The following is a 26,739-nucleotide window of genomic DNA, read 5'->3' as shown; positions in this document are numbered from 1 at the left end:
TTCAAAACCTTGTGTGCCGGCCGAGCCGTCCCACTGCCATTATTGTATTGTTATCGACGGTCTTTATAAGAAAAGAATCGTGGCGACGAATGAGCGTTAGCGAATGAGGCGCAAGGTCTTAGTCTGATTAAGAGGGATAGATTTAGCCAACAACCACAATAAACACAACATATAGTGTTATAAACGTTGATTTAACGCCATTTAGACACCATATATCGTGTTTATCGCTAAATTTACGATGCACCCTAAAAGCAGTGTATTTCGCCAATATTGCACCCTAAAAGCAGTGTATTTTTAGTTGAACAGAACCTTAATCGCACGCAATGATTCGGCACTACCAGCGTACACGATACGAGGATTTACGATGATCCTTCGCTGCCTTTTATCGTGTGCATTATTCGGCAACCAAAAGACTGGCTGACCGTCAATCTTAACGGAATCAAGAGCGCGCTTTAGCTTATGCGTATCACTATAATGTAACAATGCCGCCAAGTTTTCGAGATTCATAGGACGCAACTCATCTTCGTTATATTCCTTCGGATTAAAGCAGACGACGTTAGTATCGAAGTTTAAGAACGGCAACACAGCGTAGATAATAGCCAGTTGAACCGTTTTACGTCCGGAATACTTTTCGTACAACTCTCGCACCGTCTTTCGGAATAATCGCGTGTGCCGATATTCATCGAGCTGGTATCCGATGTCTTTAATTGACCCTCGGTAAAATACGCTAGGATTAACGTATATCTCTCCGTCATACTCCTGTAGAATATCCTCGTTGATTAGCTTTCTATAAAACTCGCTAAACTTATTCCGGCTGATTCCGATTAACCCTTCGAGCGACTTCTTATCGATTACTCGTCCGTTATCATGCTGCAATCGTCCGGTACGGTATCCTGTATATGTTCCGACAAACATAAGACGCGCTAAGTCCGCTTTAGTTAGTGACGGGTACTGATCGCACATCGTCTTACAACTTTCGAAAAAGGCGAATACAAACTTTCCGTTTTCTACTTCGTGTGCTGTCATTTCATCAATCGCCTGAAGAGATTCGTATTGTGCTTCCGTTGTATTAACGACTAACTCAGCGCGATGAGACTGGTCGTTTCCTTTCCTATCGTATACAACCCCGTTAATAACGGTTGCGCTATCTTTTATCGCCATGAATCCGCGCTTTTGTTTCGGTGCCAGGCGTTGCCATGCTAATTGCTCCGCATTCCTATTGCTCATCGTCATAACCTCCAAATCTTTCGATAAAGAGGTTGTGGTCAATAATCCGATGCATCTTCGCTATGTCTTCGTTTGCTACCGCGATAACCTCGCAAGTGTGGCAAATATGTTGAGGTACATCGGTAACTAGTTCGATTTCTCCTCGATGTTCCAAATAATAATCGTCGTATTTAAGCTCCATTAACTCGTTACACGTTCCACAGATAAATCGCTTTTGATTTTCCATTTTCCCATCTCCCTTTTAATTAAAAAAGCCCGCCGAAGCGAGCGTTAAAGATTCATAATTTACTCGTATAGTTCACTTATCTTCTTCGAGTTTTTCTAATAACTCAGGTACAAATAATGCGTCAAAATCATCAGGGTGAATATTCTTTTTCTCAGCCCATTCATAAATTAGGTTAGCAATTTCTTTACCAGTCATTTTTCAAACCTCCTTCCAATCCTTAACTAAACAACGTGCTACAATGTAAGGGATTTTCAAATATTCCATCACATAATTTACGGTTGTTTCATCATTGAGTACCATTCTTTTTAGTTCAAGGTAATCACTGTATTTCAATTTTCACAATCTCCTTTCTTCGTATAGTTCATTAACTATCTGCTAATTTCTTTAATGCTTCATGGTTCTTTTGAATGGTTTGTTCAAGTATTTTATTTCTAAGCCGTTGATACTTTTCAGCTTGTTCTTCTAATAGTTCAATTTGTGTGATATACCCTGCCTTGTCTATATCTGCTTTAACTAATTCGGTTTCTAATTCCTCAATCATTTTTTCGTAATTTTCATAAGGTTGATTACCAATCCATAATTCATAATCATCTTCTTTGGGTCTGTAATTAACAGTAAAGCAAGCGGGGTTGTCATGATTTTTAAGAAAGTTAATTACGTCACCGTACTCCTTAAAAACTGTATTAAAACTCATTTTTTAAATCCTCCTTAGTACGCAATTTTCGTCTAGGACGTCAAAATGATCGCCCTCATAACGTATAGCCACAAAACAGCCTAAAAGTATACGTTTTTCTAAAAATACTTCTTCATAACGTATAGACAACTAAGGGCATAAAAGTACAGTAGTTCTAAAGACTCATTTTTATACCCTCTCATATAATAGGACACAAAACAGTTCTTTTTATGGAGTCCTTCACTATAAAGACCGTAAAAGAGGAGAAAAGTCCACGTCTTTTCCGCAAAAAGTTCTCCTCATATATAAGGCCGTGAAATCGATAAAAATGGAGGTAGACTAAAGTCCTATTTTTCGCACAACCACCGGCTGCACTTTCGTAAATTCGTGATATCGTTGTTTGCGCTCTTTATTCCGAATTCTAGCGTGCTTATCCATGAGTTTAATTTCTCGATTAGTACGCTCGCGCCTGGTAGGCGGTTTATGATTCCGTCCGTCAACGCCGTGCTCTTCCGATAGCTTAAACGATACCTCAGCCTTCCGGCGCTCCTCGAATTGTGTTTCGCTAAAGAACGGATACTCTGTTCGGGTAACCTTATCCGGATGTGTATCCGATAATTCTTCGAATAGACATAAATCGGACATTCTTTCGAGTGTCACAGCGTCGGGCATTTCGCCAGTTTTAGCGAAGTACCTCTCCGCCAATTCCTCAATCTTCCCCAAGCGAACCTCCCGCGGCATCTCACCGCGTTTAATCGCCTGCTGTAACTCAGTTATTGATTCGTGTAATTTCGCTTTATAATCCGCCATTAATTACGTACCCCTCTCCGTGATGACTCCAGTAATAATAGATGTCCGATATGCTTTCGATGGCCCGATCGAGTAAGTGATTAACCGCATCTCTTGCGAGTCCACCCATCCGTCGCCCCGCCTCTTCCTGCGTCAAATCCTCCTCGTAAACCAGGTGGAGAGCCTCGGATTGCCGGGCGGTGAGCCCCGCTAATTGAACCGCTTTACGTAGGTCAGCGAGCAGGACTACCGCATCATAGTCGCCTTGATATTGCCTATTTATCAACGCGTGGTAGTCGGATAATAAGATGCGGAGGCCGGCCGGATTGTCGAGCGCTGGATACTTCGCTTCGAGGCTGCGTTCTTTCTGCGATAAATCGATTTTTACGTGGCCCATTAATTCGCCTCCAATAACTTAATAGATAACGATTCTTCTCCGAACTCTTTAACGATATACTCTCGCGCTTTTTCGTCCGTTTTAATTTCTTCATCCGTCGGAAGCCAGTTAAACTTACGTCCGCATACGTAGTTAATCTTGTTTAACGAATCTAAGTCCTTAAACCAAACATGAACCGTTCCTTTCATGAAAATCTTGAAACGTAGAATATCGTTACTAAATTCGCCTTTCCCAATTACGTCAAATTCGTAACTTACGTCTCTAAACGGCTCAAACGCTTTTAATAAGTCGAAAATAAAACCTTTTATCCGATAATCCACGCTATTAAAACTATTGCCTCGCGATCCCATATCCCAATCTCCGAAACTAGTGAAAAACGGGTAAATTACTTTCTTGCCGATCTTGTACGCCTCGTTCGTATTCCACCCGTTGTAGTAATGGATATTCGTCGAAAATTCCCTACGACTATATGACGTTATTTTTTCGAACATGCTAACAACACTACTTATTAACATTTCGTTAGAGTTCGCCATGATGGCGTGCAAAAGCATGTAAATATTCGTTGAATTTATTTCTAATTCCGAAGCCGAGTTTAGTTGTCGGGTTAATTTTTCACGTGCTTCCGTCGTTAACATCTTCATAAATTTGTCTGTTTGCAGTATTAACTGCCAATATGTCGACCGCAACCTTTGTAAATCTTCCTCATAGTCTCTCGCGATAGTATCGCTTGGTACGTGCAGTTTTCCACCGTTTAAATTTGAAATATAACTTATGAAGTCCGTCCTGCGCTTGTCTATTTCATACGCTTCGCGGATTAACCTGACAGCTTGATCGTATTCGTAAGTTAATCGAGTAATATCATCTAGGCGTTCCTGCACTTCTTGGTGCTTTACATACGTACTTAACGCGCTAGATATTTCTGATGATTGCTCCTTCTGATCTCCTCTTACAGCGTCAACGGTTCTCCTATATAAATCCTCACTAGCGTTATTCCGATTAACTTTGACATAAATGAGCGCTACCTCAACATCCGTCTTACGTTCTGCACCACTAAAAGCGTTGCTAACGAACTTTATTCTGGCACCGTGTAAGGCGAGCAATCGCGCCAACTCTTTACGAGTCGTATTGAACGGGTTTTTAATCGTTTCGGCGTTGATAATTGCGTATATTTCACAATCTTTCGTGATTTGCTTGTTGGCAATACTGATAGCGTGTAATAGGTGTTTATCGCAAGCACTAAAAGGAGGATTCATGACGATAGCCTCGTATTCTCGGAAGGTTTCGAAGGTAAGGAAGTCCGACCAAACAACGTTGTGACCGGCTCCTACTAAGAAACTAGCGAGTTCGGGATCGTTTTCAACGGTATCTACCTTTATTGAACGACCTTTTTCTCGTATATACTTAACGATATTTCCTTTACCAGCTGATGGCTCTAAAACGCGACCTCGTAATGTAAATCGGCTTATGCCTTTTATTTTCGGTAAGTTATCGCCTATACTCATAGATAATAATTCCTCAATTAATTCGTCAGGCGTCGGGTAAAAGTCCTCGTTAAACATCCGGTTCGCCCCTTTCGTCTAAATATGTCGTAGTTAGTCCGTTTAATCTAACTTGCTAATTTCGTGCTTATTCGTTATAATTGCGTTAATAAAACCGATAAAGGACGTGTTATATATGCCCTTCGAGCCGTTACAACTCGCTCGCCAAAGCGGTAAGTCACTAACAATCGATAAGCAGCACCGCATCCGCCTGTCTGCGACCATGCGCCAAGAACTTGCGTTGACCACATTTACACCCGTCGTTATTAGCGTTGATGTAGAAAACAAGCGTGTCGGTGTCGTTAAGCAAGAGCTTGCGAAGATTCCCAACGCCTCAGTCGTGCGCCCTGACAAACGCGGGTATCTCGGTGTTGCTGCCGGAAAGCTAGTCGTTAGTAAATTGGCGCTGGCGGACGCCGACCTTCCGCTTAAATTTGAGTATGTCGGAAAGATCGACGAGGGCAGCGTGTTCTGGCATTCGTTTCAGTTAGTCCGCGATGTAAGGTAATAAGCGCCTGCCTAACGCACTTATTACGTTTACAGTCACCGCGTTACCGGCCATCTTGTAAAGCTGCGAGTTTGATATGCCGTTTGCCGTCAGCTTATCGAACTCTGAATCCGGAAATCCTTGAAGGCGGAAGCATTCGCGCGGTGTAAGCTTGCGTATGCGGTATTTCGGTGGGTTTCCGATCGCTACTCCGTGTTTGTCTTGAGCTGTCAGTGTGAATGATTCCTCGTCGTCCTCCTTAAATCTGCGTCCGTTTTGACGTTTTTCTAATCGGTCTGGCGTTAGGACTGGGCGTACCTCTTCGATAATACCTGTCATATCTTGGTTGCCGAATCCCTTATAATCACGAGCCATTAGACAGTGCGCTATGTCTGTCTCTTTATTAATTTCGTGGCGGTTCATTTGTACTGCGATTTTAGGTTCGCGATGACCTCCACCCATTGTCGTCAGTGTTGGTGAAACACCTTGCGGATCATATACACGCTTGATTGCGTCATGACCTTTTAGGTCGATATGTCCGAGCATTTGCGGTTCGACTACGCCCTGATTTATTCCGCTTGCTTCTAACGTTTGTGCGATTTGCTTGCCGACTCGACCTCTGCGTGTTTGGCTGTCCGGAAACTGAAAATTAACTGCGTCCCCTTCTTCCGCCACTGCGTACCCTTGCTTAGTAGCTTCTTTTACAGCAATCCCGTTTTCAAGTTGTGTAATCAGACTAGCCGTCTTTTCCTCGCTCAAATAAAACTTCTCATCAACGTCATTTTCGAGGATGTTACGCAACCTAACAGTTACTTCGTTTTGCGCTGGAAAGTCGAAGTTAAACGTCTTAACACCCAGTCCCGCAATCCTACGCTTACCTTTCGCCACTACATCAGAACGTTTGCCGACGTTCCATTCGCTTGGCTCGATCAGGTCATTGCGGACAGCTACGATAAAGATACGTTCGCGATTCTGGGGCACTCCGAAATACTTCGAATTCATTACCTCGAAATCAACGGTATAGCCGATTTCGTCCAGCGTTTGGATGATCGTGTCTAGCGTCTTGCCCCCGTCATGCCCAACGAGTCCCTTCACATTTTCGAGCATCATCGCTTTCGGCTGCTTAACCTTCGCAATTCTTGCAATCTCGAAGAATAGTGTTCCGCGAGCCTCCTCGAAGCCTAATCTTTTTCCAGCGACTGAGAACGCCTGGCACGGAAATCCTCCGACCAATAAGTCGTGATCCGGAACGTCTTCAGCTGCGACTTTGGTTACGTCGCCGACCGTTGAGTGTCCGTAAAGAACCTCGTAGGCTTGATTGGCGTATTTATCAATTTCGGACGCCATTACGCAACTGCCTCCGAGTCTGTTTAGCGCCTGCTCAAATCCTCCGATGCCGCTGAATAATGATACGTAGTTGAACGTCATTAAATCGCCTCCCAATATGTTTTTTCTGCGTCTATCCTCGCCTCGATTGCGTTTTCGATATTATCAAAAGTTCCAAGGTAAATTTGCTCGTTGTTTACTCTGATGTGCGCAGTGTATCCTCCACCTTCGTAGCGCTTATAAACGCCTTTGTAACCAGTCTTATTATCACTTCTGATGCGTGTGTTTCGATTTTGAATCGTGTAAGTTGCCCAACGTGTATTTTCTGGGGTGTAGTCTTTGTTGTTGTCTATTCTGTCTACCGTAGTTTGTTTTTCTCCGTGCTTTTCTGAGTGATCTAGGTAAGCCGCATACATATCCGCTTTAAAATTCTCGAAGCTTCCCCATCTATCACATACGCGTATTCCTCGTCCGCCGTAGTATTGGTAACTGATATTGTGTTCATCTCTACATCTCTTCTTCATGGCATACCAAATTTCATAGAATCTAGTCTTTCGCATTCCGTGTGTTTGTGTACGCTGAGCAGTCACTTCTTTTCTTAAACAACCGCAAGACTTTGTAGTGCCTTTTACTAATTCAGCACCTACAACAATTGTTACGTTGCCACAGTCACAAAGACACTCCCAAATGGGTTTTTTAGATTTGTTGGTCCCTGCTCTTGATAGCACAGACAACCTACCAAACTTTTTGTCTGTTAAATCATTCAATTTAGGCATTGGACACCTCTAACTGCGAGAGTATCGCGTCAATCTGCGCTTTTAACTCGTCGACAGTGCCGTCGTTTTGAACTTCGTTGTCAACTTCGAAAGTGTCAATCGCCAGCTCCGTCTCATGACATAAATCGTGAACGGTGAAATCGTCGCCCGCCTTAATCGCCCGAGCAATGCGGACATCATCCGGAGCGGTTACGCGAATCAACGTAAAGCCGTTCGCCCGCGCCCAGTCGTACTCAACAGGATTGCGTAAATCCGTTATCACAATGCCGATGCGGTCCGAACCCGTATTCACCCGGAAGTCAATCGTGCCGTTAACTTTGCGTTCGGCGTGTTTGATCCAAACTGAATCGTCAATCTCCCGCATTAACTGTCCGTATTGCTGTAAGAGCGCGCGTGGCTTATTCGGCCCTATCATCCACGGAAATATTTCGCTAACAGTTCGTTTGAGCGCGTCTGCGAATGCGATACGGTCAAATCCGTATTTAATATAAAGATGTTCAGCAGCAGTATCCTTTCCGCTTCTAATGCGGCCGCAAATGGCTATCTTAATTACGTCGACTTCACGATTCACATTTAGCGTATGTTTCATCGGCTTAGCCTCCTCGCCATTTCCTTTGCAAGCGTTCTATACTGCGTGCGTTCGTCAAGCGTCCGGATGTCCTCCGAGTTGCTCTCCGTCTGCTCGGCGAAAGTTTCCAAATTGCGCTGGGTCGCCGCCAGTTGTTGCTCGAGTGAAGTTACTCGGCGCGCCAGATTTGCGAGCATTTCGACTACAGAAGGCGATGCGTCTCTTTCATCGACTTCGACTTGCTCGCTGGCTTGCGTGCCGTCGACCGTGACTTCTTCGGACTTCCAATCTTCTTGCGCTAGATTGTGCCAATCGCGGACGTCTTTTATATGAACGGTTCCGCCGACATTGATTCCTATTTTTCCGCTTGAGTGTACGTGAATACTAGGCGCATAATAATCGCCCTCAATCTCGCGCCAAATTTCTTTATCGGTATTTACGTTAGCAAATTCGCTCATTAATACAACGCCTCCAATGCTCCGTTAATTTCGTTGCTTCCTTCGTCCACTTCCCGCATAAATCCGAAATCATTATCCCGCAGCACTTGCGTCAGCACATTGCCGAGCCTGCGGACCTGCTCTTCGTCCTGCTCATCGTAGCCAGCCTCGAATAGGCAAGCGTGGACCAATTCGTGAATAATGACGTTGTGCTTGCGTTGCTGGCTTAACGTAGGCTCGATTTCGATAAGGCCGTCATCATACGTTACCTGTCCGAATAGGTCGTGCTTGCTTAGTAGGCCGGGCGCCTCAGTTACTACGTAGTCAATTGCGCCAACTCTGAATTTCATTCTGATTCCCCCTCGTTAATTATGCGTTTGACTTGCGTTAGTTATTACGTTAAAATTAAGACAATAAATCTAAGGAGCGTGTTATTATGCGTTGTGCCGTATTGTATAGCAAAAAGCGTGATGTTTACGAAGTTAGAATCGACGACCCTTTCGCCACTCCTACTCAAGTTAACGAAATTGTATTCCGTGAATTCTTGCATAAGCACGGGCGATGTAAAGACGGCAGCATTCCTTTATCCGGAATGATTCACGTTTACCGCAATGAATTATCGTCTATTTTATAATCCGTATCTTTATCCGTTGCCTTCCGAATTGGAGGGCTTTTTCATTGTCGCTAATTAGGTAATCGATAATTTCGCCCTTGATGGCGCCTCCGGTATCTAACGCAACGGCTTGCTCGGTCCGTCCGTCGCTAAACCGGAGCTCGACCGCCGTGCCTAACGGAATTACGCTCGGATCAGTGGCGATAATGCGCTTGCCGTCTAGGTGCGTCCGATTCCTTACGTCGAGCCCCGTCTTGGTGATTCCGATGCATCCTTCCGGACAATCTGCGGTGTAAGCTGTTGCGGTGAAGTCCCGCCACTGAGACGCTCTCAGACGCTTATTCTCGGCGCGTAGGCGTTCGTTTTCCTGCGCTAGTACTTCGGCTTGCTGGCGCCACTCTTGCGCTAGAGGAGCGACTTGATTAGCGAGCTCCCCTGCGACAATGCTTGGCGGACTTAGTAAATTGTAAGTTAACATCATCGTTGCTAGTAAACCGATAGGTATCCGCTCCTTATTTCGTTAATTCTGCGATGCTGACAGGGAAGTGCGGTTCGGCTAGCGCTTTGACCGCCTTTGCATACTCCTGAATTTCGACTTGGCTATCGTGTGCCAGACGTTGTTGTAAGAAGTGGGCGACCGACTGAAGGCTTGCCGTCCAGTAATAGCGGACATACATTCCGTAAGCCGGAAGGAATAGGCGCGCTTGCTCTGCACAGATTCCGGATTCAATGGCTTCGCTATAAAGTCGCTCACCGCGCTCTATATACTCCGTTAAAGCCTCTGTCGCTACCTTTCCTAAATATCCGCCAACTATGTCTCCACTACCTTGCTTCGAGTTTTCCGGTGCTTGGCGCCACTCATTTGATTGCGGAATATAAAACGCAGGCTCTTCCGTGATGTACCTCCGACTTGACTCGTTCCAAGCATCCATAGTATGATCGCTGCCGACAACGTATTTCCAATGCTGGCGAGCTACCATTAACGGAGCGTACATTTCGAATTGAACCGTTGCATGGCGGAATGGGCTAGTATGGCCTTCGCGTGCTAGAAAGCGAATTAATCGCGCATCCTTTTCTGATAGTTCCGTAGATTCCTTGTCGTAACTGACTCGCGCTGAGTTTACGACGGATAAGTCGGACCCCATTACGTTCGTTAATCGCACATAACCTTTGTCTAATACGCTAATCATTTCGTTCATTTTACTCCCTCCTAGTTATCTTGTTCCGGTATATCCTTTTCCTAATCGAGGTCTCGTGAATATTTCATCAGGTGTTTTATGCCCTTGTTTCAGTAATTTTCTCGTTGTCCCATAAGAGTAGTTAAGTTCTCTGCACCACTCTGATATTGATTTAATTTCTCCGTTGAATTCTATTTTCCTAGTTCTTGACGTATTGTTTGACTGCACTATTACCGTCGTCCAGCGGCAGTTACTTGGCTCGTAGTTACCGTCGTTATTTATACGATCTATGGACAAATCGTCAGTGTAGCCGTTACTTAATGACCATTCTTTAAACGACTCATAATCATTGAGCCATTCGTTACATATAGATATTCCTCTTTGTCCATATCTATGAAATCTGTCATTCTCTTTGTGATAACAACGTGATATCATTTTGTGGTATATATTATATAGCCTTGTGGCTGAGTCTCCATGAGTTTTGTGGACTTCCTGATTAACATCTGGAGAAAGGCATCCGCAACTCTTGGATTTTCCTCCTACGAGAGAGTCTCCTCTGATAATTCGCTCATTACCGCATTCACATCTACAAACATAATGTCCGCGATTATTGATAATGACCTTTCTAATCGCAGTAAGCCTACCAAACTGTCTGCCTGTATGATCTACTTTAGTCAATAATATCGCCTTCATCCCTAACGCCTGAGCTGCCAAAACCTTGTGTGCTTCTAATCGATTCTTCTAACTTATCGGAATCAACGAAGTGTGCCGTTTCGAACGGTGCGATTACCGCCTGAGCGATTCGGTCGCCTTTGCGGATGATGTAAGTATTAGATTGGCTTCCGTCATCAAAACGGATTACCGAGTCGTCAATTAGTAAAATACAAGGGTCGAAATCGGCATTAATTTCGGCAATATTATCGACAATGACGCTAACCTCTCCGCGATACCCTGAATCAATCGTCCCTAATTGCACGCGAAGTTTAGTCTTTAGCGTAACTCCGCTACGTGGGCGAATCTGCATTTCGTAACCTGGCGGTATCTCGAACGCCAAGCCCGTAGGTACTAACGTAGTAACTCCCGGCTCAATTATGACGTCCTGACTAGCGATAAGATCAAAACCCGCATCTCCTTCGCGAGCATATTTCGGAATAACTGCGTCCTCATTCAAGCGTTTAATTCTAACGTTTAGATTCATTCCGTTTCCTCCTTAGAGTTCATTTCGTACATTTCTCCGTTTATAGTTCCGGGCGTAGTTTCCTCGACCCAACCTTCGCAAGAATCATTAGGACCAACGTTGCGCCAACCATCTTCGCCAAAGTCTCCGTCTTTCCAACAACCTCCGCCAATTAAGTAATGACCGCAAGACCAGCACGTTTTATCTTCGTTCATCGTATCTTCCTCCCTTAATTGTTTCGCGTTGAGCTCCGCCAGATTGCACAACACCGAAAACTTGTCGCACATCAGGCGGCGGGCCGCTTTGAGCATCACGTAACTCATTGCGTAAACTCCACATTCTTCACGCCATCAACCTGACCCACCAACGCCTCAATCGTCCGCTCCACTGACGCCTCCGCCTTGTCAAACGCTTGCCTATTGCGCTTGATGTCCTCGACCGCCCCAGTACGTGCTTTGCCGAACATCGCCTGGAGCTCGCCTTCGCTGATGTCACTGCGGAACATGCCGACGTCCTTACTGAGCTCCGCCTTGTCGAACGGAATGTCGACGCTGATAATCTTAGGTTGCGGAAACTTGACCGTGACCGTGTTGCCGCTGGTGGTTACGATGATGTCCGACGTTGATACGCCAAGTTTGAACGTGCCGGTTGCCGCCAGCTTATACGTTTTGTCTCCGTACCATTTGTCCGCGTGATACTCGATCGTTTTCGCAACCTTGCCGGTGAGACCGACGAGCTGAGCCTTCGTTGACAGCGCATTGATGACCGCTTGCTTGTCGACATAGTGTGGCGCCTCGACGGGCGTGACCACTTCGGCATGGCTTGCGTTTAATACCGTGCCGACGTAGATGCCGCTGGCTAGGGCGACAGATGCGACTAGGGCCGCTTTTTTCATCCAAATCACTCCTTATAATGTAAGACGTTGATGTAGTTATATAAATCTTCGCACTCAATTCGAATACCATTATCGAATACGAGCGTGTTGTCATCCGCCTCTACGACTTTTGCGCCAATTAGCGCGGGTATTGCGTCATATAACATTTACGTCACTCCTTTCGTGATTGACTCCGAGTATTTGCGAAGCCGTTAGGCAATCCGTGCGCGCTGAACCGAAAACTCGGCTGCTTGGTAGTGAGTGCTCCGCAGGTGGCGCAGGTGGTTGACTCCGTATTCATCGCTACAAGTTCGTTTTTAACTTCGTCACACTTCGTACACTTGAAATAATAAAACGGCATTAGAACGCCTCCAGTATACGTATCTCATTTTCGGACTCAATCATTCTGCCGAAGCGATAACCTTCGATGACTACGTGTTTCTCATGATCCGTTAGTTTGCGTTGCCACTTCGTTTCTAAATAGTCGATAACTTCGTTATAAAGGATATTTTCGTAATTAAACGGCTGACCCTGACCCATCGTTATTTACCTCCTTTTGTTTCGCCTTTTCCTCGTAGTGTGCACTAAATATCTTTTCTATCTTTGTAAGCACAAACGAAAATTAAATCGTCATGTTTAGCGTAATATTCGCTATTACATTCATCATTTGTTACGGCATATTGATAAACCTTGTCATTATAGACTTCAGTTATTTCATGTAATCCGTCTTTTTGCCCTCTACCATACTTAAACCGAACAATATCGCCTATTCCATATTTCATTTTTTCCAACTCCTTTGTGTCGCAATTTATTTCGATTACGCCTCTTCGCCGTGTGTAGATTTGTAAATCATTTCGGTTATTTCGCCGACTGCGTTTAAGTGCGTTTGATTTTCCATCGTTACTCACCCCTTCCGTCTTCGTATCCTTTGTTATAAGCGTTTACTGCGAAAAGTGACGCTCCCATGAAACCGAACATGCTGCCGACTAAAATACTTACGATGATTACCATTTCAATTCGTCCGCATGGCGCGCTAATTTTCCTCTGAAGTTAACGTGAAGCTCTAAGACTTTTGCGTAAGGCTCATCGCGAAAATGTTCGATGTAAGGAGCAAATCCGCTTTTCTCCGGTTTATCGAGGTCGACCTGGCCGTCATGCCCGATCATTATTACCGTGCAATTGTCGTGTATTCGCGTTAGCAGTTTCTTTAGTTCGTTGCGAGTATAGTTCTGGCACTCATCGATTATCACCGTACAATCTTCGATATTCGTTCCGCGTGCAAAGATGTGAGACTTCGGATAGACCCAAATATGGCCCGCCTTTAATGCGTCGACATTCTCCTCGTCAAAAAGGACTCGCGCTGGTACTTCGTTAATCTTTAGGAGCGCATCGATTAACGGCTGCAGGTACTCCTTCTCTTTCGCTTGCTGCGTTCCTGGACGGAAGCCCATCGCCTTTTCTTGCACAGGTGAGAATACGTAAATTAGCGGCTTTCCGATAATCTTGGCGCAAGCTACTGCCAGCGTCGTTTTTCCCGTTCCACTCTTTGCGTTGACGATCGTTAACTGGTTATCGAAAATAGAATCGACGTACTCACGTTGTTCATCGGTTAGCTTCGGTTCAAATCCGAAAAGTAAGTTATTCTTCGGTAATGGCAAGCTTCAACACCTCCGGGTTTTATTAAGGGCGATAACCGATTGGCTACCGCCCTTCTATTTACTATGTCGCGCGAGATTTGAATGTCGCGCAGTTATTGCGAAATTATTTTATCAACGAACGGGGCAAATTCCCGCATCGCAGCCATCCATACCGTCTAAATCACTCTCGGCTCCGCTTTCGTATTGTTGTAAAATTTCCGGATCAAACTCTGTCAACTTAGATGCCAGAACCTCATACTGCTCTTTTGTAATGGCTTCGTAAGGAGCGAGTTGATACGTTCCGCCATCGTAAGCAAGGAAACTTACCGCCGTAAATTCGTCCCAACCATTCCAAACGATTTCCTCCGCAGTAGTCCACTCGTCAGGTCTAACGTGAATAGTATTAGACGAGTTATGCTCGGTATAATTGCGCTGGAACGAGAAGTACGTTTCAAATTGCTCGGCTGCAGATACGTCGTCCTTCGTCTTTGACGCTCCGCTAGCAACAGGGAAGTCAATAACAAGTGTTCTTGCATTTGATAATCGTTCTGCATGCGTTTCGCCTGGAGTGCCTACTTCCGGATTAACAGGCCATCCAATACTCTGAACCGCTTTTGCTAGTGGATCAGCAGCGTTAATACGGATTCTGCGGATATAGTACGGTGAATGCGACCAATGGAGTCCGCTCGATACCCCGCCAGCTACTTGCGAAATGGTTCCTTCCGGCTTAACTGTCGTTACTAATAACGGAGAACTCACCCGAAGTTCTTTCGCATATTCGTCCGCTTCATCCCGTGCAATTTGACCGAGAAGTTTCAGCAAATTAGATTCGTCCTCTTCGTTATATCCGAGCATAGCTAACGCGTCTTTTTCGCCTGTTAATGATGTTCCGAGCAGACGATCGCGCTGCTGAACGGCATCCCAATGCGGCAATTCCAAAGTCGCCAATGTCATACGTAAGCCGGCACGAGCTGAACGTCGCTGAGCATCAAGTAATCCTACGATGTCAAGTTCGTACTTACCGCCCACTTCACGGACAAACTGGACCATATTTACAGTTGTCAGATTACATACGCCATATGAGTCTAATAATATTTCTGCACCAGATATGTTACGGCAGCACCGATTCCGTACTGCCTCCTTGCGTTTCCGCAAGGCTCAGACTATATCACCAGTCGGTCATTTATTAGATTACGCCCACTTATACCCTAATACGTTATTGAAATCCTGTGGACATTCCGGAAGTACTTCGAAGAAATCACCGAGATACCGCTTAGGTATTCGTAGCCTTCTTCGGCACCAATCAATTTGAACGCTTATTCCAAAGTCGCGCTCGAAGCAATCTCGCAAAAACTGTATTTCTTCATCCGAATATCTGTCAGTACAAAACTGAACTCGCTCAGGTTTTCCGTGAAGGTTGACTAAGTATCCATCGCCGATGTACCATTGTAGTAGACTGATTGGCGTCAGTTTTAAATCTACCGGTACGATCTTGAAATGAGTGCCATCATCTCTTGTTTCGTACCACTTTCTTTCTAAATCGGCGAAAGTCTTATAGAATTTCGTATAAACGGTCGAAGAAAACCCTGACCCTTTGAAATTACCCTTCACATCATTAATCTTCACGATATGCTCTACATCCTCAGCAGTTAACAACTTCGAGACGTAGTAGATATAATTCGGAAATTTGTTTCTCATACATAGTTGCGCAGAATGTTTGCTTTTATTTTGATTGGATAAGTACCCATCTCCTAACATAAAACCAGTAAAATTCTCCATAAATCCGTCAGAAAGGTTTCGCTCTTTAAAGAACTCCCTCATACAAATCACTCCTACAGTGTTTGTGACGTAATCTATGACCGACTGCCTCCCGTTTCGAATCCTCTTGGACCCTACGGCTTTCGCCTAGTCGTTGAACGTTCCCTTTCGGGCTTCGCTGCTGATTGTCTTCGCCATTACGCGGTCAGAGTTCCCAGCAATTAGAGAGGTTTTACATCCGCTATGCGGTTAACGGATTCAATCCTTCTGCGTTAGGTCGGCGTCGATTCGCTTCCTCGAGATTTATGAACCCCGGCTCGCCTTCCGCTTGCATCATCGTAAATATCAAGTTTAATAGTTCGCGAGACGGCTTTTCCGTAAATGCCACAGAGTTATTGGACATTCTACGGTGATGCAGCGGACGTACATTTGCGTCAAATAGCGTCATATTTTCGAGCCATTGCGCCACTTCGTCCTTGCCGACTGCCTTAACGTTATCAATTACCGCTTTATGCTTCGCTTCGTCCCAAAGACCGTTAATTCCGTACTTAGCGAAAATAGATTCATAATCATCTGCGTCCATAAGGAAAATTTCGGCCGTTCTTCTTACTCCTCCGACAACAACGTTATTTCCGATTAGATTTCCGATATCGAGAATGTGAATCGGTCGGACGTGTTTATAACCATTAACTGCGTCTTCTAGTGGCGCCAAGTTCGGATCAATTTTATTCTTCAGCACGCGGTCGACTCCTTCGAACATTTCCGCCAACGGTTCATGTCCAGACGCTGTTCCTCCGAATGTCTTCAGTCTTTCTCCAAGTGGTCTGACGGAATTATACGAAACTTTTACTGTGTGGACGTCTTCGTACTCCGGTTTAGTCAGCACGTCGAAGTAGAATCGCAATGCCTCAACCCAGCCTTCCTTGCTGTCGCCGACGTAAATCTTCGCGTACCCATTATCAAGTTTTGTAATCTTCGTATGCTCAAGTCGGAGGTCTTTCGATACCGGCTCATATGGAGCATTAATTAGCGTTGTGTTCGTGCGAATTGGGGCTAGATTATTCGCGAATTCTTTCGTACATTTGAACCCCACGCCTGTGCCGACAAGCAGTAAGTAGAATAAGTCACCTAAATCGCTCCAACTCCGGATATTGACGAAGCTACAGTTGAAATTTGCCAATGGATACTTTTCAGCAACTCCGCCATCCGCACCGCCAATCCACATTGTTCTGCCTGATAAGAATTGGCGCAGATTAAACATGCTGTCGAATAAGTCTTCCGCTTCTTTGCGATGTTTCTCCAAGTCAACAGGATAGCCGATTTTTTCGTTATGTTTAACGGATAATTCAACGTTATACTCAACCGCACGCCTAACCGTTTCCTTCCAGTTTTCACGACGCCCTTTTTCCGGCAAGAACCTTGAGTAAGTCCGGAAGTATACAAACTTGCCAAGCGCGTTCATATGCGCAGGAAACTCCGGGTATTTTCCGATAAATTCATTCGTTAATAGTTGTGTTGTCTTAGTCATTCAATCCGCTCCCTTTTATGCGTTCTAATTCTGCTTCTATTCCGATAATTCCGCCTTTAATCTTGCGCCACTCTATCATCTTGTCGCCGTATTTGTCCGCGAGATGTTTTAATTCGAATTCAATCTCGCGGAGCTGGCGTTCCATATCAACGTGCAATTTTTCGAGTTGTTCTTCCGTGGTCATTTCTTAATCAGTCCTTCGCGAATCAGGTAGGCGAGCGCGATAGCCGCTGCATCCGAATGGTCATCGCTATCGAACTTGTAATCTTCGCCAAGCCCAAGTATCTTACGGACATGTTCGGCGACCTCTGGTTTTTTCGCTGAGCCATTCCCCGTCACCGTTTTCTTGACGTTACTTGGCGTCAAATGTTCGCCGACTTCGTATCCATATCGTGAGAGCGCCCGCTCGACAGCCGCCCAACATCCGTGTATCTTATTGTTCTGCGCATAGTTACGGCTTGGCGGCCATATTTCGCGTGCTATCACGTCAAATGGCTTATTTTCGCGAATGAATAATAGCGTAAATGCCTCGATTTCCTCGTAGCGGAGTGCCTGCGCCGTGCTCGAGTCTGTCGTAAAGTTTGCCGTCTTGATGAGGCGAGGATTTCCGTTTTTAACTTCAACGATTGCGAATCCTGGACTCGTCAAGCTTAAATCGAGTCCAAGAACGCGGAAAGGTTTCGTCTTACTCATTTTGACGCGCCTCTTCGATAAACATAAACGCATCGACGAACTGATCCTTTTTCCATTGCGGAAGCCCTGAGCGTTGCATGCGTTTGACTTGCGCCTTTAATATCGAAAATTCATCGTCAGTCAAGCTCTGCGCACATGCCGTCTTGAATCCGTTAAAGGTCCAACGAGACAAGTCAAGCGCCGGAGGTGTGTCGTTAGCAATACACTTCGCTATCTCGGCGAAGCTATCTAGCAATTCCTGACGGTCGGCATCCGTAATCTCGAAGCCAAACGCTCGAATGTCCGGAGTCGCTTCGTAATCCTCGTCGCTCATCACCCACGCCTTTTTAGCCGCGTTCACGTAAAGGATGATGTAGTAATCGACGTTATACATGATCGAGTAGGCAACGCATTGCTTTCGGTGGCCTTCCTCCGCTTCCTTGAAGGAATAGAGCGACGTTTTGGCTGGCGTGCTTTGCTTCGACTTGATTTCGAGGCCGACACGAATGATTTCGCCCGTCTCTTCGTTCACATACTGCATGATGCCGTCACAGGTGCCGTACAGGTAAAAGCGCTGTCCGTTATGGTAAATCTCGTGATTCTTTTTCGCAAAATCTTCGAATACTGGCGTGCCATCATCGTTGCGTTCGAATCGGAAAGGACAGCCGGGCAGGTTTCGCTCCATTGCGAGTACCGTCCGTTGAATCACGTCTCCGATAGCTGTTCCGATTTCTTTCCACCTGCCTTGGTACGGAGGTTGAGGATTAACGTCTTTCTTAGCGCGCTTTGCCTTAAGATAGAGCTCTCGCGGGCAGGCTTTCGAACTAGACGGACTGAAATACGGTCGTTTCGGCCATACTGTCGGTGGGTTCGAGTACCATACGTGAATCTGACGGTCGAGCTCGTTATCAAACTGCTCAGGCTGCGAATACCATCGATCAAGTTCCTGCGTGAAATGGCGTGCGATTTCGTTTATATTCGTCAAATAGATTCCTCCTCGTTATCTAAGCGTTTATTTGCGATTTCTATATACTCAGACTCTCGCTCGAATCCGATGAATTTTCGTCCCGTTCTTACGGATGCGACAGCTGTTGTCCCGCTTCCCATGAAACAGTCGAGGACGATATTACCTTCGTTTGAAGAGTGGCGAATGATTGCTTCGATAGTTTCTAACGGTTTAGGAGTTACGTGTCCTTGTTTCTGAGCGATTTCATAATTCCATACACTGTGATGCGTTTTTAGGTTGTTATACGTATACTTAGATGCTTCATACAAACTCCGCAAATCATCGTAGCTGATAAACTCGAATTCTACTGCTCTAGGAAGTTCAGAAATCGCGTCGTAAGTTTCTTTCGTGGGCAAATCCCACTGCGAACTGTTATACCGGAAACAGTGGTCAGCACGCTGTCCGACAGTCTCAATAATAGTCTTTTTACTCAATCCGATAGACGAGTGTAATTCCTTGAAATATTTACGAAGGTCCGTAAACCCAAAACCGCTTTTATTAGATCCGTATTCGTCTTGCAAAGTGTAGAACAAGCAATATTCCGCCATCTGCTGATAATTACGTAAGCCTCCGACCTCGACGAACCCATCAAGGAATCCTTTATTGGAGGCTGAGTCAAAACGCTTATTCCATACGATAAACTGCTTATATACGAAATTAGTCTCAATCTCTATCGACTGCATTAATCGCCAAATTTGCGTCATATCGTTATGAAACCAGTAAAAGGAACCACTGTCCTTTAAAACACGTTCGCACTCCTTAAATACGTCCGACATCCACTGAACATAGCCTTCAATCGTCTGCCACTTATCCCATCGTTTATCCTTGCCGATATTATACGGAGGATCGATTACGATTAAATCGACTGACTTGTCGGGAATCAGCGCCATGCCTCCGTCGCTTAAACAATCACGTTGATATATCCGGTTTAATTCCAGCCCGCCGAGCAATTCTTTCGTCATTCCGCATCCTCCCCGTCTTTTCCGTTAATCAAGTAAATCTCCGGAGCCTCTGGCGATAACAACGTCTTAGCCACGAAAGCCAACAACGTTATCGCCGCCGCTTGGGCTAGCCTTCCGCCGTGAAAGACGACAGGTAACGCGAAGTATACCGTCGCCATCACGATTGCGAAGTTTGCAATGCGGGCGGTCATTTGCGTGCCTCCATTAAATACGCCCAATAAACTTCTCTACTTTCGAACCCATTATCGCGTAATATTTCATCGACTAACTTCGAATCTTTCCGTTCTGCATACGTGATAAATTCGCCATTCAATCGGACTTGATACCATTCTTCTCCGTGTACTTTTTCGAAAGTATATCGAAGAGTCATCAGCGCACCACCTTAGCGTGCTCGATTGCGTCGATGATTTCTTCGGTAGGACGTAGGCCGACGATGCGGTGGACTTCTACGCCTGATCTCTCTAGCACCATTACGGGCACACTCGATAAACCGTATTGATCGATGACTTCCGGCTGCTCTTCGATATCAATATTTTCAAGCGTCGCACCAAGTCCGAATAAATCGATATCGCCAAGGTAGTTCGCTAGTGCTTTGCAAGGTCTGCAGTCTTGTCGTGAAAATTTCTTAATTGTAATAATCGCCATTAGTTCGTTTCCTCCCGTTTTTGCCAATTCGCAGTAACGAATCGGACTCTCTTTTCGTAAGATTCATCGGTTTTATAATCTTCGCGATAAACTGCAGATGGGCCTTCGAAGAATTCAGTAACCGACATCCCCTCGCCCCATCTGCGGGAAATTTCGATATCACATTTATTAGGCACATTTCCGAACGCATAGGTATTTACCATCGTTCTTTCAAAGTCCGCAACATCAGCTCTTGTTAAAGATTCAGGTACTACATTGAGGGCTTCGTCATGGACCGTGACCCACATACGCCAATCCTCTTTTCGCTGACATAGTTGATATAACGCATTTAACGTCGTCTTAGATTGGATAGCGCTCGATCCTTGCACCCTTGCGTTAGTAGCTTGACGGTCTGCTTGACTCTTTTGTCCGTAAGTGGCTTTTCGGTCTAATGCAGTCGGCAGTCGGCGCTTGCGCTTTTCTCCGTCCATATAAACGAATCCATGTTTGCGAACAAACTTCGTATTTTCATCGATCCACTTTTTAACGAGAGGCAACCGGTCAAAGAAGTCGGCGAGAAATGCTTTCGCTTCTTTTTCTGAAATGCCGAGCTGCTGACCGAGTGTTTTCGGCCCTGTTCCATACATACTCGCAAGTACGCCGGTTTTCATTGCTTTACGTTCAAACGTTCCATCTCCGCACTCTTCATAAGGCTTGCCGAATACTTCACTCGCCATTGATGAGTAGATATCGCGACCTGTCTGATAAGCTTCAAGCAACGTTGGTTCCTGCGTAAAGTAAGCGAGGCACCGGACCTCCTGTTGCGACCAGTCTCCGCCTAACAATACGTAACCAGGTGGCGCAATAAATAACTTACGGGCCGGATAAGGCTGATTTTGAAGGTTAACGCCTGACTCACCACCGCTTGATAATCGGCCTGTCTTCGCACCATTTTGATTAAAATTCGTATGAAGCTTTCCGGTACGTGGGTCGATTAACTCCGGCAATACTCCGATATAAGTCGAATAAAGTTTGTTCATGCCTTTATATTTGAGTAGCTTTTCGATAATCGGATATTCTCCGGCTAACGGTTTTAATACCTTTTTGGCATCCGTTGAAACAAGCGTAAGTCCTGTTATACGTTCAAGTGCAGGCTTTAACTGTGCTGGACTATCGATATTAATGTCGCCAAACTCTTGTATCAATTCCGCTTTCATGCGTTCGATGTCCGCTTTCATCTCAGCGCCATATGTTTTGGCATACTCTTTATCGATTTCAAATCCGGTCGATTCCATATAAACAAGCGTCTTAATTAACGGAACCTCTACCGTCTGAAAATATTCAAGTACGCCAGGCATTTTCGCCAAGTGCTCCCGTTGAAAATTTCGTAATTTAAGAGTGACGTCACCGTCTTTTGCCGCATATGCCAAGGCTACTTTTAAATCACTAACCTCGTCAAATCCGATTTGTCCGAATAAATCCCCGTAAGTTAAAGAAGGAATCTTTAAATACTTTGTTACGAGGTTTTTAAGCGCGAATGACGTTTCGTTTTCGTTAAGCATCCGCATAGCCTCTTGCGTATCCCATGTCAACCCACGTAAATCAATTCCGTCTCGGTCGAGCATATGAATATCGAATTTAGCGTTATGTGCGAGCTTTCCGATTCTTTCGTCCTCGTATATCGGTTTAAGATGCTTCCATACGAGTTCTTTCGGCAGTTGTTTATGATCCGTCTTATGACCAGTTGGAATATACGCGTGTATATCCGCCTTAACTGCTGTTATTACATGACCGACAATGTAGTCGTTCCATACGTCAACACCCGTTGTCTCAACGTCAAAGACAATCTCGTCTTCTTTCGAAAGCAACAAGGTAAACTCCCGCAGCTTTCTTTCGTCGGTTATTAGCCAGTAATTATCCGGAGTTTCATCGACCATCTTCCGTAAGGTTGATTCGCGCATTTGCTCTCGTAGTTGCCGCCACAAGCGCAAAGCCTCCGCTTTACTGAACTTTTTCGAAACGGCAGCGGGCTCTCTGCCTACCAGGCCCGCATCCATTCCGTTTTTCACTTCGATAAGTCTTTTCTGATCGCTCTCGCTATTGTTCATCGCTAGTATACGCGTCCATGCCTCGCTAAGCGTTTCCGTCGCATCCGCCTTCTTCTTGGCCGCCGATTTGACCCGCGCATTCGCTTCAGCAGCCGCGCCATCGTCCGCCTTAATATTTAATGTTAGTTTAGGCGTCATTCCTCATCACGCTCAGCCTCGAGAATTGCAAGCGTAGTGTTGTCGCGCATCTTCTCGAAGTAGCAGTCGGTATCGCAGTACCATTCGCCTTCGACCAGGTCTTTGACGTACTCGCCGCCTTCGAAAAGGTCGCCTTCACAATGGGCGCATAATCTTACGCTGGCCGGCTCGGCTGGTGGCGTCGTTTTCCATCGGTCGAACTCGTACTCCCACGGCTCTCTCATACAACCGCCCCTTTTAAGTGCTCAATTCCGATTTCCAACTTCGTCCACTTCTCTTCGATGTTGGCCGCCGTTACCCAGTACTCGGAGATATTCCGATTGGCGAACATGTAAACGTCGCTGTTCAATACCGCGATAAACAAGTCGCAATCATCTTGGTCGTAGACTTTGCCGTTGTTCTTCCGTGTGTAGCAAACGATTTCACCGTTACGATCATCGCGAACCCTTGCGCTTTTAATTTGAATTCGTTGCCACTCCGTAGAGCCTGGCGCCCTTGCTACGAGATCGAACGCTTCGGGAGCGATTGGCTCCGCAACGTTCCATCCGTTAGCAAGTAGCGCCGTTTGGGCGAGGAGTTCAGAGTGACGTCCTTTCGTAATAGTTGCGTGTGCCATTACTCCGCCTCCCGCTTAGCTTTTAAAATATCGACGATGTCTTGACGCGTTTTTCCAAGGAGGTCGAGTGCTTCCGACAATAATTCGTAATCCTCGAAATCTTCTCCGCGACAATAATCACAACTTGTTTCTTGCGACCAGTTCGAACCTTTAGGAGTAAATCCGTCCTCTTCTTCGCGAAAGCCATCAGACTCGGCGCAACTATCGGAGCACCATTGTCTGCCACATTCGCAAGTGACGTAATCTCCACAATCAGGAAATGTATCTCCGCATGTTTCACAAGCTAAAAAGTCAACGCCCATTATTTCGCCTCCTAAAATTCGAATTTATCTTCGGATAAGTCGCCAAGTCCGTCTCCACTAGCGCCGATGCTCAAGCCGATAAGCGTAATATCGAAGCCCGCCGCCACTAAGTTTTCAATCTGCTGCTTTTCGTCAGCCTCGAATAACAGTCCGTCAAATAGAGACATATCGAATGTCTTATCTGCAAACTTAGCGAAATTCTCGCGTTCTTTATCGGACAAATCTTCGTCCATATCGATAATTGGCGATAAACTTACGACGGTCGACGTGCTGCTTCCGCTCTTGCTTAATTCGAACGCCAACTTGCCAAGCTTCGCCGCATACTTCGCAATAACTGCGTGGATGCCTTGCGCTTGCTTTTTCGATAGGTCGACGATGATTGGCTCGCCAGTTGTTAAGTCGATAAATCCGAAGGCATAGCGTTCTTTGGCGCGATACTTGCCGGCTTCCGCTTTGTATTCCTCAGCTTTGGCGGCTTGACCTGCGTCCTCTGCTTTGCGCTTTAAGTCCGAATAGTAGTTCGAAGCAAGATCCCACGGTGTGAAGTTTGACTCTGCGAAACCTTTGGCGTTTTTGACCGAAGGGTCTTTCGCAACGAAACTGTTGACCTTCTTAAAAATTCCGTAGCTGTAAAACTTGATTAAGTCCGTTGTACTTGTTACGCGGACTTTGTACGAACTGCCACTCTTGAAGCTTGCGAATTCCGCTTTGCTTCCGTTACCACCTTCGTTTGATGCGTTTAGCGAGTTTAGAGCGTCAGCTCCGCTTTGAAATTGTGTCATTCGTTTTCCTCCTTGCCTTTCGGCGTTTAGTTTTCGAGTATCGGCAACGCCCACACCCGCACGACCTGACTCATCAGGCGGTAGACGGTCAATCCTACCGCGACGACCCGAAGGCCGTTTCGTCAATTATTTTCTTTCATAAGGAGGTGTCGAGCGTCTCCAGTCGCCCGTGGTCGCTTCGAGGGCCGCCAAGTCCTGGACGGTGAGCCGACCGTTACGTACAGTCTGCTTGCGTCAGCGCCTTTGTTTCGAAGCGTTCACGGACGGGCGAAAGTTAATTCGCCTTGGCGTCATTTATTTCGTTTGGATTCGCATGACATTCGTAAACATAAGCGCGATATTCCTCAAATGACATTGCGTTTGCCGACGCAAGCCATTCTATTAGTCTATCGAAGCGCCATTGTTCTAGTTTGAAACGTTGCCTATTCGCCTCAAACCATTCGAAGATGTTTGCGCTATTTTTAGATATATTTAAGTCGCTTCTCAGCGGTGCCATATTACCGAAAGTTGTTCCTCCATTTCCGGTAGCTATCGGTATAACATGATCCCAATGGTAATCACCATCGTCACCGGTTAATGCACATCCTCCAAACCAAGACAATGTTACTTCCATCTGCTCTGAGGTGAAATCGTCTGGTAAACTTATTTTTCTAGCTCTTCGACGTTGCTTGATTAATGCGACTTTGTCGGGATTATTTTTTCTGTATTCTTGTTTTGCCTTTATATAATGATCTTTATTATTTTGGTACCAATTTCTAGCATTCTCTGCAATTCGTTCCTTGTTTTCCTTGTAGTACTTCTGTTCGACTTCTTTAACACGTTCCTTGTTTTCTTCTCGGTACTTACGCCTATACTCCGGATTATTCTTTCGCCATTCTTTATTAAGTTCTATATGGTAATCCCTATTTTCCTCGTGCCATTTCCGTTGGTACTCCCTATTACGTTCGTTGTTATTTGTACGCCATTTGCGAGTTAATTCCGCCATACACTTTTTACATTTTGATTCACGCCCTCCTATAGTATATTTATCATTGCGTTCCGAGAATTCATCTAGCGCTTTAACCTCGCCGCAATCTCCTCTACACTTTTTTGCGACAATTTCTCCTGACCGGTCTTCGTAGTAAACGGTCTTCCAACGCCCTTTAGTGACTTTCTCTGTCAACCCTTCGAGATTCATTTCGTTCCTCCTTGCGTTAGACTTCGTTAACATTCACGCCAAATTTCCCAACTTCCCCACGCAGCTACCAGTAATAAATACGCTCCGAACATCATAGTCGCACCGCCTTTATATTTTTTATCGATACATTTTCGTTATTGCCATCGCAAAGTCGGATAGGATCGTGTTGTAACCGCTCAATTTGTCGCTCAAACGACGTATGTTTTAGGTACTCCGGCGTATAATAGGAAGAGAAACGTTTATTTAAGAATTTTCCCAACTTCGTAGCCTCCTTTGGCGTTGCGTTTTTGGCGAAAATAGCGTACTATATTAAAGATTAAAATTTGATTAAATCGTATTACGTGTCAAGACAACGTATATACAAAACGAAATTAAGTTGATATAATGAACGCGAGGGGTTAGACCTAATGCCTATTGGCCTAACCGACCTCTTAAAATTAAAGCGCTACTAAAAAGTCGGTATAATCGCCGTACTTTTTTGAATCAAACTTGCCGGCCAGGCGTTTGAGTGAGCGTATAACAGTTGAATGGTGTAAACCGAGAGCTTCACCGATTGCCGTCGGAGATGCATTCTCACTTACCAGGAACGCTTCAACAATTGCCGTTGTTTTAGCATCCGCATCGTTCAGAAGAGAGTCGATCAGTTGCCGCTGGTCGGCTTTTTTCTTTGCGATAATTTCTTCTTCGATTCTGAATCCGCTGTCGATTTCGAAGCTTGCCGGCTTCTCATCCTCTTCTGATTCCACTTCGTATTGCTCGAATTTTCTTCGTGTTGTCAATTTTCGTAGTAGCGATTTGTAGCGGCTGTTTAGCGAGAGGTGAAATAACTTTACGAAGTCGCCGCCATTCTTTTCAACTGCGTCCAATGACCGGAGTAACATATCATCGAAAATCTCCATAACGTCGTGTTTGTTTGCCATAAACGTTGATGTCGACCAGTAGGCGATCTTCTTTCGGTACTCTGCGTGTAGGCTGCGGTAGACTTCGTTGAAATCCGCTTCGCCTTTCGTTACCAGGTATCGAGCTACTGCGTGGTTGATATTTAGTTTTTTACTTTCGTTCATTTTATTACCTCCCGTTTTATCGGCTACATAATGTATGTCGCACGACTTTTTGTTTTCGCGCACTTTTTTGAAATTTTCT

Annotated in this window: 39 protein-coding genes and 2 pseudogenes; 2 read left to right on the top strand and 39 right to left on the bottom strand. The window is 45.4% G+C overall.

The genetic code is table 11. The annotated features are described in order from the left end of the window. Positions 1-294: 294 nt before the first annotated feature. The 8 genes from COJ96_RS05910 to COJ96_RS05885 form a co-directional block, all read right to left on the bottom strand. Positions 295-1,227 carry a hypothetical protein gene (locus COJ96_RS05910; RefSeq protein ID WP_098572040.1) on the bottom strand — a complete coding sequence of 311 codons (933 nt, stop codon included), beginning with the start codon at positions 1,225-1,227 and terminating at the stop codon, positions 295-297. Further along, positions 1,217-1,453: a hypothetical protein gene (locus tag COJ96_RS05905; protein WP_098572039.1), complete on the bottom strand. Its 237-nt coding sequence runs from the start codon at positions 1,451-1,453 to the stop codon at positions 1,217-1,219. Before COJ96_RS05905 ends, COJ96_RS05910 begins: the two co-directional genes overlap by 11 nt. A 72-nt stretch (positions 1,454-1,525) precedes the next feature. Continuing rightward, on the bottom strand, positions 1,526-1,648 hold the full coding sequence (locus COJ96_RS29155; RefSeq protein ID WP_257148447.1) for a hypothetical protein: 123 nt from the start codon (positions 1,646-1,648) through the stop codon (positions 1,526-1,528). A 3-nt stretch (positions 1,649-1,651) separates the two neighbouring features. Then, on the bottom strand, positions 1,652-1,786 hold the full coding sequence (locus COJ96_RS29150; RefSeq protein ID WP_257148446.1) for a hypothetical protein: 135 nt from the start codon (positions 1,784-1,786) through the stop codon (positions 1,652-1,654). 31 nt (positions 1,787-1,817) lie between these two features. Continuing rightward, entirely contained in the window at positions 1,818-2,147 is a 330-nt protein-coding gene (locus tag COJ96_RS05900; RefSeq protein ID WP_098572038.1) for a hypothetical protein, read from the bottom strand. Positions 2,148-2,465: 318 nt separating this feature from the next. Next, entirely contained in the window at positions 2,466-2,936 is a 471-nt protein-coding gene (locus tag COJ96_RS05895) for a hypothetical protein (protein ID WP_098572037.1), read from the bottom strand. Next, positions 2,923-3,312 carry a sigma factor-like helix-turn-helix DNA-binding protein gene (locus tag COJ96_RS05890; RefSeq protein WP_098572036.1) on the bottom strand — a complete coding sequence of 130 codons (390 nt, stop codon included), beginning with the start codon at positions 3,310-3,312 and terminating at the stop codon, positions 2,923-2,925. Before COJ96_RS05890 ends, COJ96_RS05895 begins: the two co-directional genes overlap by 14 nt. Continuing rightward, positions 3,312-4,565 carry a DUF4942 domain-containing protein gene (locus COJ96_RS05885; protein ID WP_180229998.1) on the bottom strand — a complete coding sequence of 418 codons (1,254 nt, stop codon included), beginning with the start codon at positions 4,563-4,565 and terminating at the stop codon, positions 3,312-3,314. Before COJ96_RS05885 ends, COJ96_RS05890 begins: the two co-directional genes overlap by 1 nt. 421 nt (positions 4,566-4,986) lie before the next feature. Between COJ96_RS05885 and COJ96_RS05880 the strand changes: the two genes are divergently transcribed. After that, the gene (locus COJ96_RS05880) at positions 4,987-5,358 is read left to right on the top strand and encodes a hypothetical protein (RefSeq protein ID WP_098572034.1); all 372 of its coding nucleotides are present in this window, start codon (positions 4,987-4,989) and stop codon (positions 5,356-5,358) included. Here COJ96_RS05880 and dcm read toward each other — a convergent pair. From dcm to COJ96_RS05855, 5 genes are read right to left on the bottom strand one after another with little or no spacing between them, the layout of a single operon-like run. After that, the gene (dcm, locus tag COJ96_RS05875) at positions 5,338-6,765 is read right to left on the bottom strand and encodes a DNA (cytosine-5-)-methyltransferase (RefSeq protein WP_098572033.1); all 1,428 of its coding nucleotides are present in this window, start codon (positions 6,763-6,765) and stop codon (positions 5,338-5,340) included. The two genes, COJ96_RS05880 and dcm, sit on opposite strands and share 21 nt — an antisense overlap. Further along, positions 6,765-7,439 (bottom strand): AP2 domain-containing protein, encoded by a 675-nt coding sequence (locus COJ96_RS05870; protein WP_098572032.1) that lies wholly within the window; start codon positions 7,437-7,439, stop codon positions 6,765-6,767. The genes dcm and COJ96_RS05870 overlap by 1 nt, the downstream gene beginning before the upstream one ends. After that, positions 7,432-8,028, bottom strand: coding sequence for a nucleoside/nucleotide kinase family protein (locus COJ96_RS05865; RefSeq protein WP_098572031.1), 597 nt, complete (start codon positions 8,026-8,028; stop codon positions 7,432-7,434). The genes COJ96_RS05870 and COJ96_RS05865 overlap by 8 nt, the downstream gene beginning before the upstream one ends. Beyond that, positions 8,025-8,465, bottom strand: a complete 441-nt coding sequence (locus COJ96_RS05860; RefSeq protein ID WP_098572030.1) for a hypothetical protein — start codon at positions 8,463-8,465, stop codon at positions 8,025-8,027. Before COJ96_RS05860 ends, COJ96_RS05865 begins: the two co-directional genes overlap by 4 nt. Beyond that, positions 8,465-8,794 carry an ImmA/IrrE family metallo-endopeptidase gene (locus COJ96_RS05855; protein ID WP_142332964.1) on the bottom strand — a complete coding sequence of 110 codons (330 nt, stop codon included), beginning with the start codon at positions 8,792-8,794 and terminating at the stop codon, positions 8,465-8,467. Before COJ96_RS05855 ends, COJ96_RS05860 begins: the two co-directional genes overlap by 1 nt. A gap of 86 nt (positions 8,795-8,880) precedes the next feature. Here COJ96_RS05855 and COJ96_RS05850 point away from each other — a divergent pair, with 86 nt between their 5' ends. Beyond that, positions 8,881-9,078, top strand: a complete 198-nt coding sequence (locus COJ96_RS05850; protein ID WP_098572029.1) for a hypothetical protein — start codon at positions 8,881-8,883, stop codon at positions 9,076-9,078. On the opposite strand, the gene COJ96_RS29570 is transcribed toward COJ96_RS05850, so the two are convergent. The 26 genes and pseudogenes from COJ96_RS29570 to COJ96_RS05715 form a co-directional block, all read right to left on the bottom strand. After that, a complete protein-coding gene (locus tag COJ96_RS29570) occupies positions 9,068-9,535 on the bottom strand; it encodes a 3D domain-containing protein (RefSeq protein WP_373561662.1) in 468 nt (155 codons plus the stop codon). The two genes, COJ96_RS05850 and COJ96_RS29570, sit on opposite strands and share 11 nt — an antisense overlap. A 34-nt stretch (positions 9,536-9,569) precedes the next feature. Continuing rightward, positions 9,570-10,256 carry an FAD-dependent thymidylate synthase gene (gene thyX, locus COJ96_RS05840; protein ID WP_098572027.1) on the bottom strand — a complete coding sequence of 229 codons (687 nt, stop codon included), beginning with the start codon at positions 10,254-10,256 and terminating at the stop codon, positions 9,570-9,572. A 649-nt stretch (positions 10,257-10,905) separates the two neighbouring features. Further along, positions 10,906-11,433, bottom strand: a complete 528-nt coding sequence (locus COJ96_RS05830; protein ID WP_098572025.1) for a dUTP diphosphatase — start codon at positions 11,431-11,433, stop codon at positions 10,906-10,908. Then, the gene (locus COJ96_RS05825; protein WP_098572024.1) at positions 11,430-11,735 is read right to left on the bottom strand and encodes a hypothetical protein; all 306 of its coding nucleotides are present in this window, start codon (positions 11,733-11,735) and stop codon (positions 11,430-11,432) included. The genes COJ96_RS05830 and COJ96_RS05825 overlap by 4 nt, the downstream gene beginning before the upstream one ends. Further along, entirely contained in the window at positions 11,732-12,307 is a 576-nt protein-coding gene (locus COJ96_RS05820; RefSeq protein WP_098572023.1) for a DUF4230 domain-containing protein, read from the bottom strand. The genes COJ96_RS05825 and COJ96_RS05820 overlap by 4 nt, the downstream gene beginning before the upstream one ends. A gap of 151 nt (positions 12,308-12,458) precedes the next feature. Continuing rightward, on the bottom strand, positions 12,459-12,647 hold the full coding sequence (locus COJ96_RS29565; protein ID WP_098572022.1) for a zinc ribbon domain-containing protein: 189 nt from the start codon (positions 12,645-12,647) through the stop codon (positions 12,459-12,461). After that, positions 12,647-12,826, bottom strand: a complete 180-nt coding sequence (locus COJ96_RS05810) for a hypothetical protein (RefSeq protein WP_098572021.1) — start codon at positions 12,824-12,826, stop codon at positions 12,647-12,649. Before COJ96_RS05810 ends, COJ96_RS29565 begins: the two co-directional genes overlap by 1 nt. A 44-nt stretch (positions 12,827-12,870) precedes the next feature. Continuing rightward, positions 12,871-13,068 carry a hypothetical protein gene (locus COJ96_RS05805; protein WP_098572020.1) on the bottom strand — a complete coding sequence of 66 codons (198 nt, stop codon included), beginning with the start codon at positions 13,066-13,068 and terminating at the stop codon, positions 12,871-12,873. 222 nt (positions 13,069-13,290) lie between these two features. Further along, positions 13,291-13,944 carry a PhoH family protein gene (locus COJ96_RS05800; protein ID WP_098572019.1) on the bottom strand — a complete coding sequence of 218 codons (654 nt, stop codon included), beginning with the start codon at positions 13,942-13,944 and terminating at the stop codon, positions 13,291-13,293. 111 nt (positions 13,945-14,055) lie between these two features. Then, positions 14,056-15,024 (bottom strand): annotated as a pseudogene (locus tag COJ96_RS05795) (ribonucleoside-triphosphate reductase, adenosylcobalamin-dependent); the annotation flags it as partial. Positions 15,025-15,114: 90 nt separating this feature from the next. Further along, on the bottom strand, positions 15,115-15,744 hold the full coding sequence (locus COJ96_RS05790) for a hypothetical protein (RefSeq protein ID WP_098572018.1): 630 nt from the start codon (positions 15,742-15,744) through the stop codon (positions 15,115-15,117). Between the two features lie 190 nt (positions 15,745-15,934). After that, positions 15,935-17,209, bottom strand: a pseudogene (locus tag COJ96_RS05785) (glycyl radical enzyme family protein); the annotation flags it as partial. Beyond that, complete coding sequence (locus tag COJ96_RS05780) at positions 17,202-17,393, bottom strand: hypothetical protein (protein ID WP_098572017.1); 192 nt, start codon at positions 17,391-17,393, stop codon at positions 17,202-17,204. The pseudogene COJ96_RS05785 and the gene COJ96_RS05780, both read right to left, overlap by 8 nt. Next, on the bottom strand, positions 17,390-17,902 hold the full coding sequence (locus tag COJ96_RS05775; RefSeq protein ID WP_180229996.1) for a crossover junction endodeoxyribonuclease RuvC: 513 nt from the start codon (positions 17,900-17,902) through the stop codon (positions 17,390-17,392). Before COJ96_RS05775 ends, COJ96_RS05780 begins: the two co-directional genes overlap by 4 nt. Then, on the bottom strand, positions 17,895-18,866 hold the full coding sequence (locus COJ96_RS05770) for a hypothetical protein (RefSeq protein ID WP_098572015.1): 972 nt from the start codon (positions 18,864-18,866) through the stop codon (positions 17,895-17,897). Before COJ96_RS05770 ends, COJ96_RS05775 begins: the two co-directional genes overlap by 8 nt. After that, positions 18,863-19,849, bottom strand: a complete 987-nt coding sequence (locus COJ96_RS05765) for a DNA-methyltransferase (protein WP_098572014.1) — start codon at positions 19,847-19,849, stop codon at positions 18,863-18,865. The genes COJ96_RS05770 and COJ96_RS05765 overlap by 4 nt, the downstream gene beginning before the upstream one ends. Next, the gene (locus COJ96_RS05760) at positions 19,846-20,040 is read right to left on the bottom strand and encodes a hypothetical protein (RefSeq protein WP_098572013.1); all 195 of its coding nucleotides are present in this window, start codon (positions 20,038-20,040) and stop codon (positions 19,846-19,848) included. The genes COJ96_RS05765 and COJ96_RS05760 overlap by 4 nt, the downstream gene beginning before the upstream one ends. Next, positions 20,037-20,219, bottom strand: coding sequence for a hypothetical protein (locus COJ96_RS05755; protein ID WP_098572012.1), 183 nt, complete (start codon positions 20,217-20,219; stop codon positions 20,037-20,039). The genes COJ96_RS05760 and COJ96_RS05755 overlap by 4 nt, the downstream gene beginning before the upstream one ends. Continuing rightward, positions 20,219-20,494 (bottom strand): thioredoxin family protein, encoded by a 276-nt coding sequence (locus tag COJ96_RS05750; protein WP_098572011.1) that lies wholly within the window; start codon positions 20,492-20,494, stop codon positions 20,219-20,221. The genes COJ96_RS05755 and COJ96_RS05750 overlap by 1 nt, the downstream gene beginning before the upstream one ends. Next, positions 20,494-22,719: a DNA polymerase gene (locus COJ96_RS05745; protein ID WP_098572010.1), complete on the bottom strand. Its 2,226-nt coding sequence runs from the start codon at positions 22,717-22,719 to the stop codon at positions 20,494-20,496. Before COJ96_RS05745 ends, COJ96_RS05750 begins: the two co-directional genes overlap by 1 nt. Next, positions 22,716-22,943 carry a hypothetical protein gene (locus COJ96_RS05740; RefSeq protein ID WP_098572009.1) on the bottom strand — a complete coding sequence of 76 codons (228 nt, stop codon included), beginning with the start codon at positions 22,941-22,943 and terminating at the stop codon, positions 22,716-22,718. Before COJ96_RS05740 ends, COJ96_RS05745 begins: the two co-directional genes overlap by 4 nt. Further along, positions 22,940-23,335, bottom strand: a complete 396-nt coding sequence (locus COJ96_RS05735) for a group I intron-associated PD-(D/E)XK endonuclease (RefSeq protein ID WP_098572008.1) — start codon at positions 23,333-23,335, stop codon at positions 22,940-22,942. The genes COJ96_RS05740 and COJ96_RS05735 overlap by 4 nt, the downstream gene beginning before the upstream one ends. Then, positions 23,335-23,637 (bottom strand): hypothetical protein, encoded by a 303-nt coding sequence (locus tag COJ96_RS05730; protein ID WP_098572007.1) that lies wholly within the window; start codon positions 23,635-23,637, stop codon positions 23,335-23,337. The genes COJ96_RS05735 and COJ96_RS05730 overlap by 1 nt, the downstream gene beginning before the upstream one ends. Positions 23,638-23,648: 11 nt before the next feature. Beyond that, a complete protein-coding gene (locus COJ96_RS05725; RefSeq protein WP_098572006.1) occupies positions 23,649-24,419 on the bottom strand; it encodes a hypothetical protein in 771 nt (256 codons plus the stop codon). Positions 24,420-24,693: 274 nt separating this feature from the next. Further along, on the bottom strand, positions 24,694-25,596 hold the full coding sequence (locus tag COJ96_RS05720; RefSeq protein WP_098572005.1) for a hypothetical protein: 903 nt from the start codon (positions 25,594-25,596) through the stop codon (positions 24,694-24,696). A 437-nt stretch (positions 25,597-26,033) separates the two neighbouring features. Further along, on the bottom strand, positions 26,034-26,660 hold the full coding sequence (locus tag COJ96_RS05715) for a MarR family transcriptional regulator (RefSeq protein ID WP_098572004.1): 627 nt from the start codon (positions 26,658-26,660) through the stop codon (positions 26,034-26,036). Positions 26,661-26,739: the final 79 nt, after the last annotated feature.

Source organism: Bacillus sp. AFS073361, assembly GCF_002567005.1.
GTDB lineage: Bacteria > Bacillota > Bacilli > Bacillales > Cytobacillaceae > Neobacillus.
Note: the sequence above shows the minus strand (reverse complement) of the source record. Positions and strands in the feature narration are given on the sequence as shown.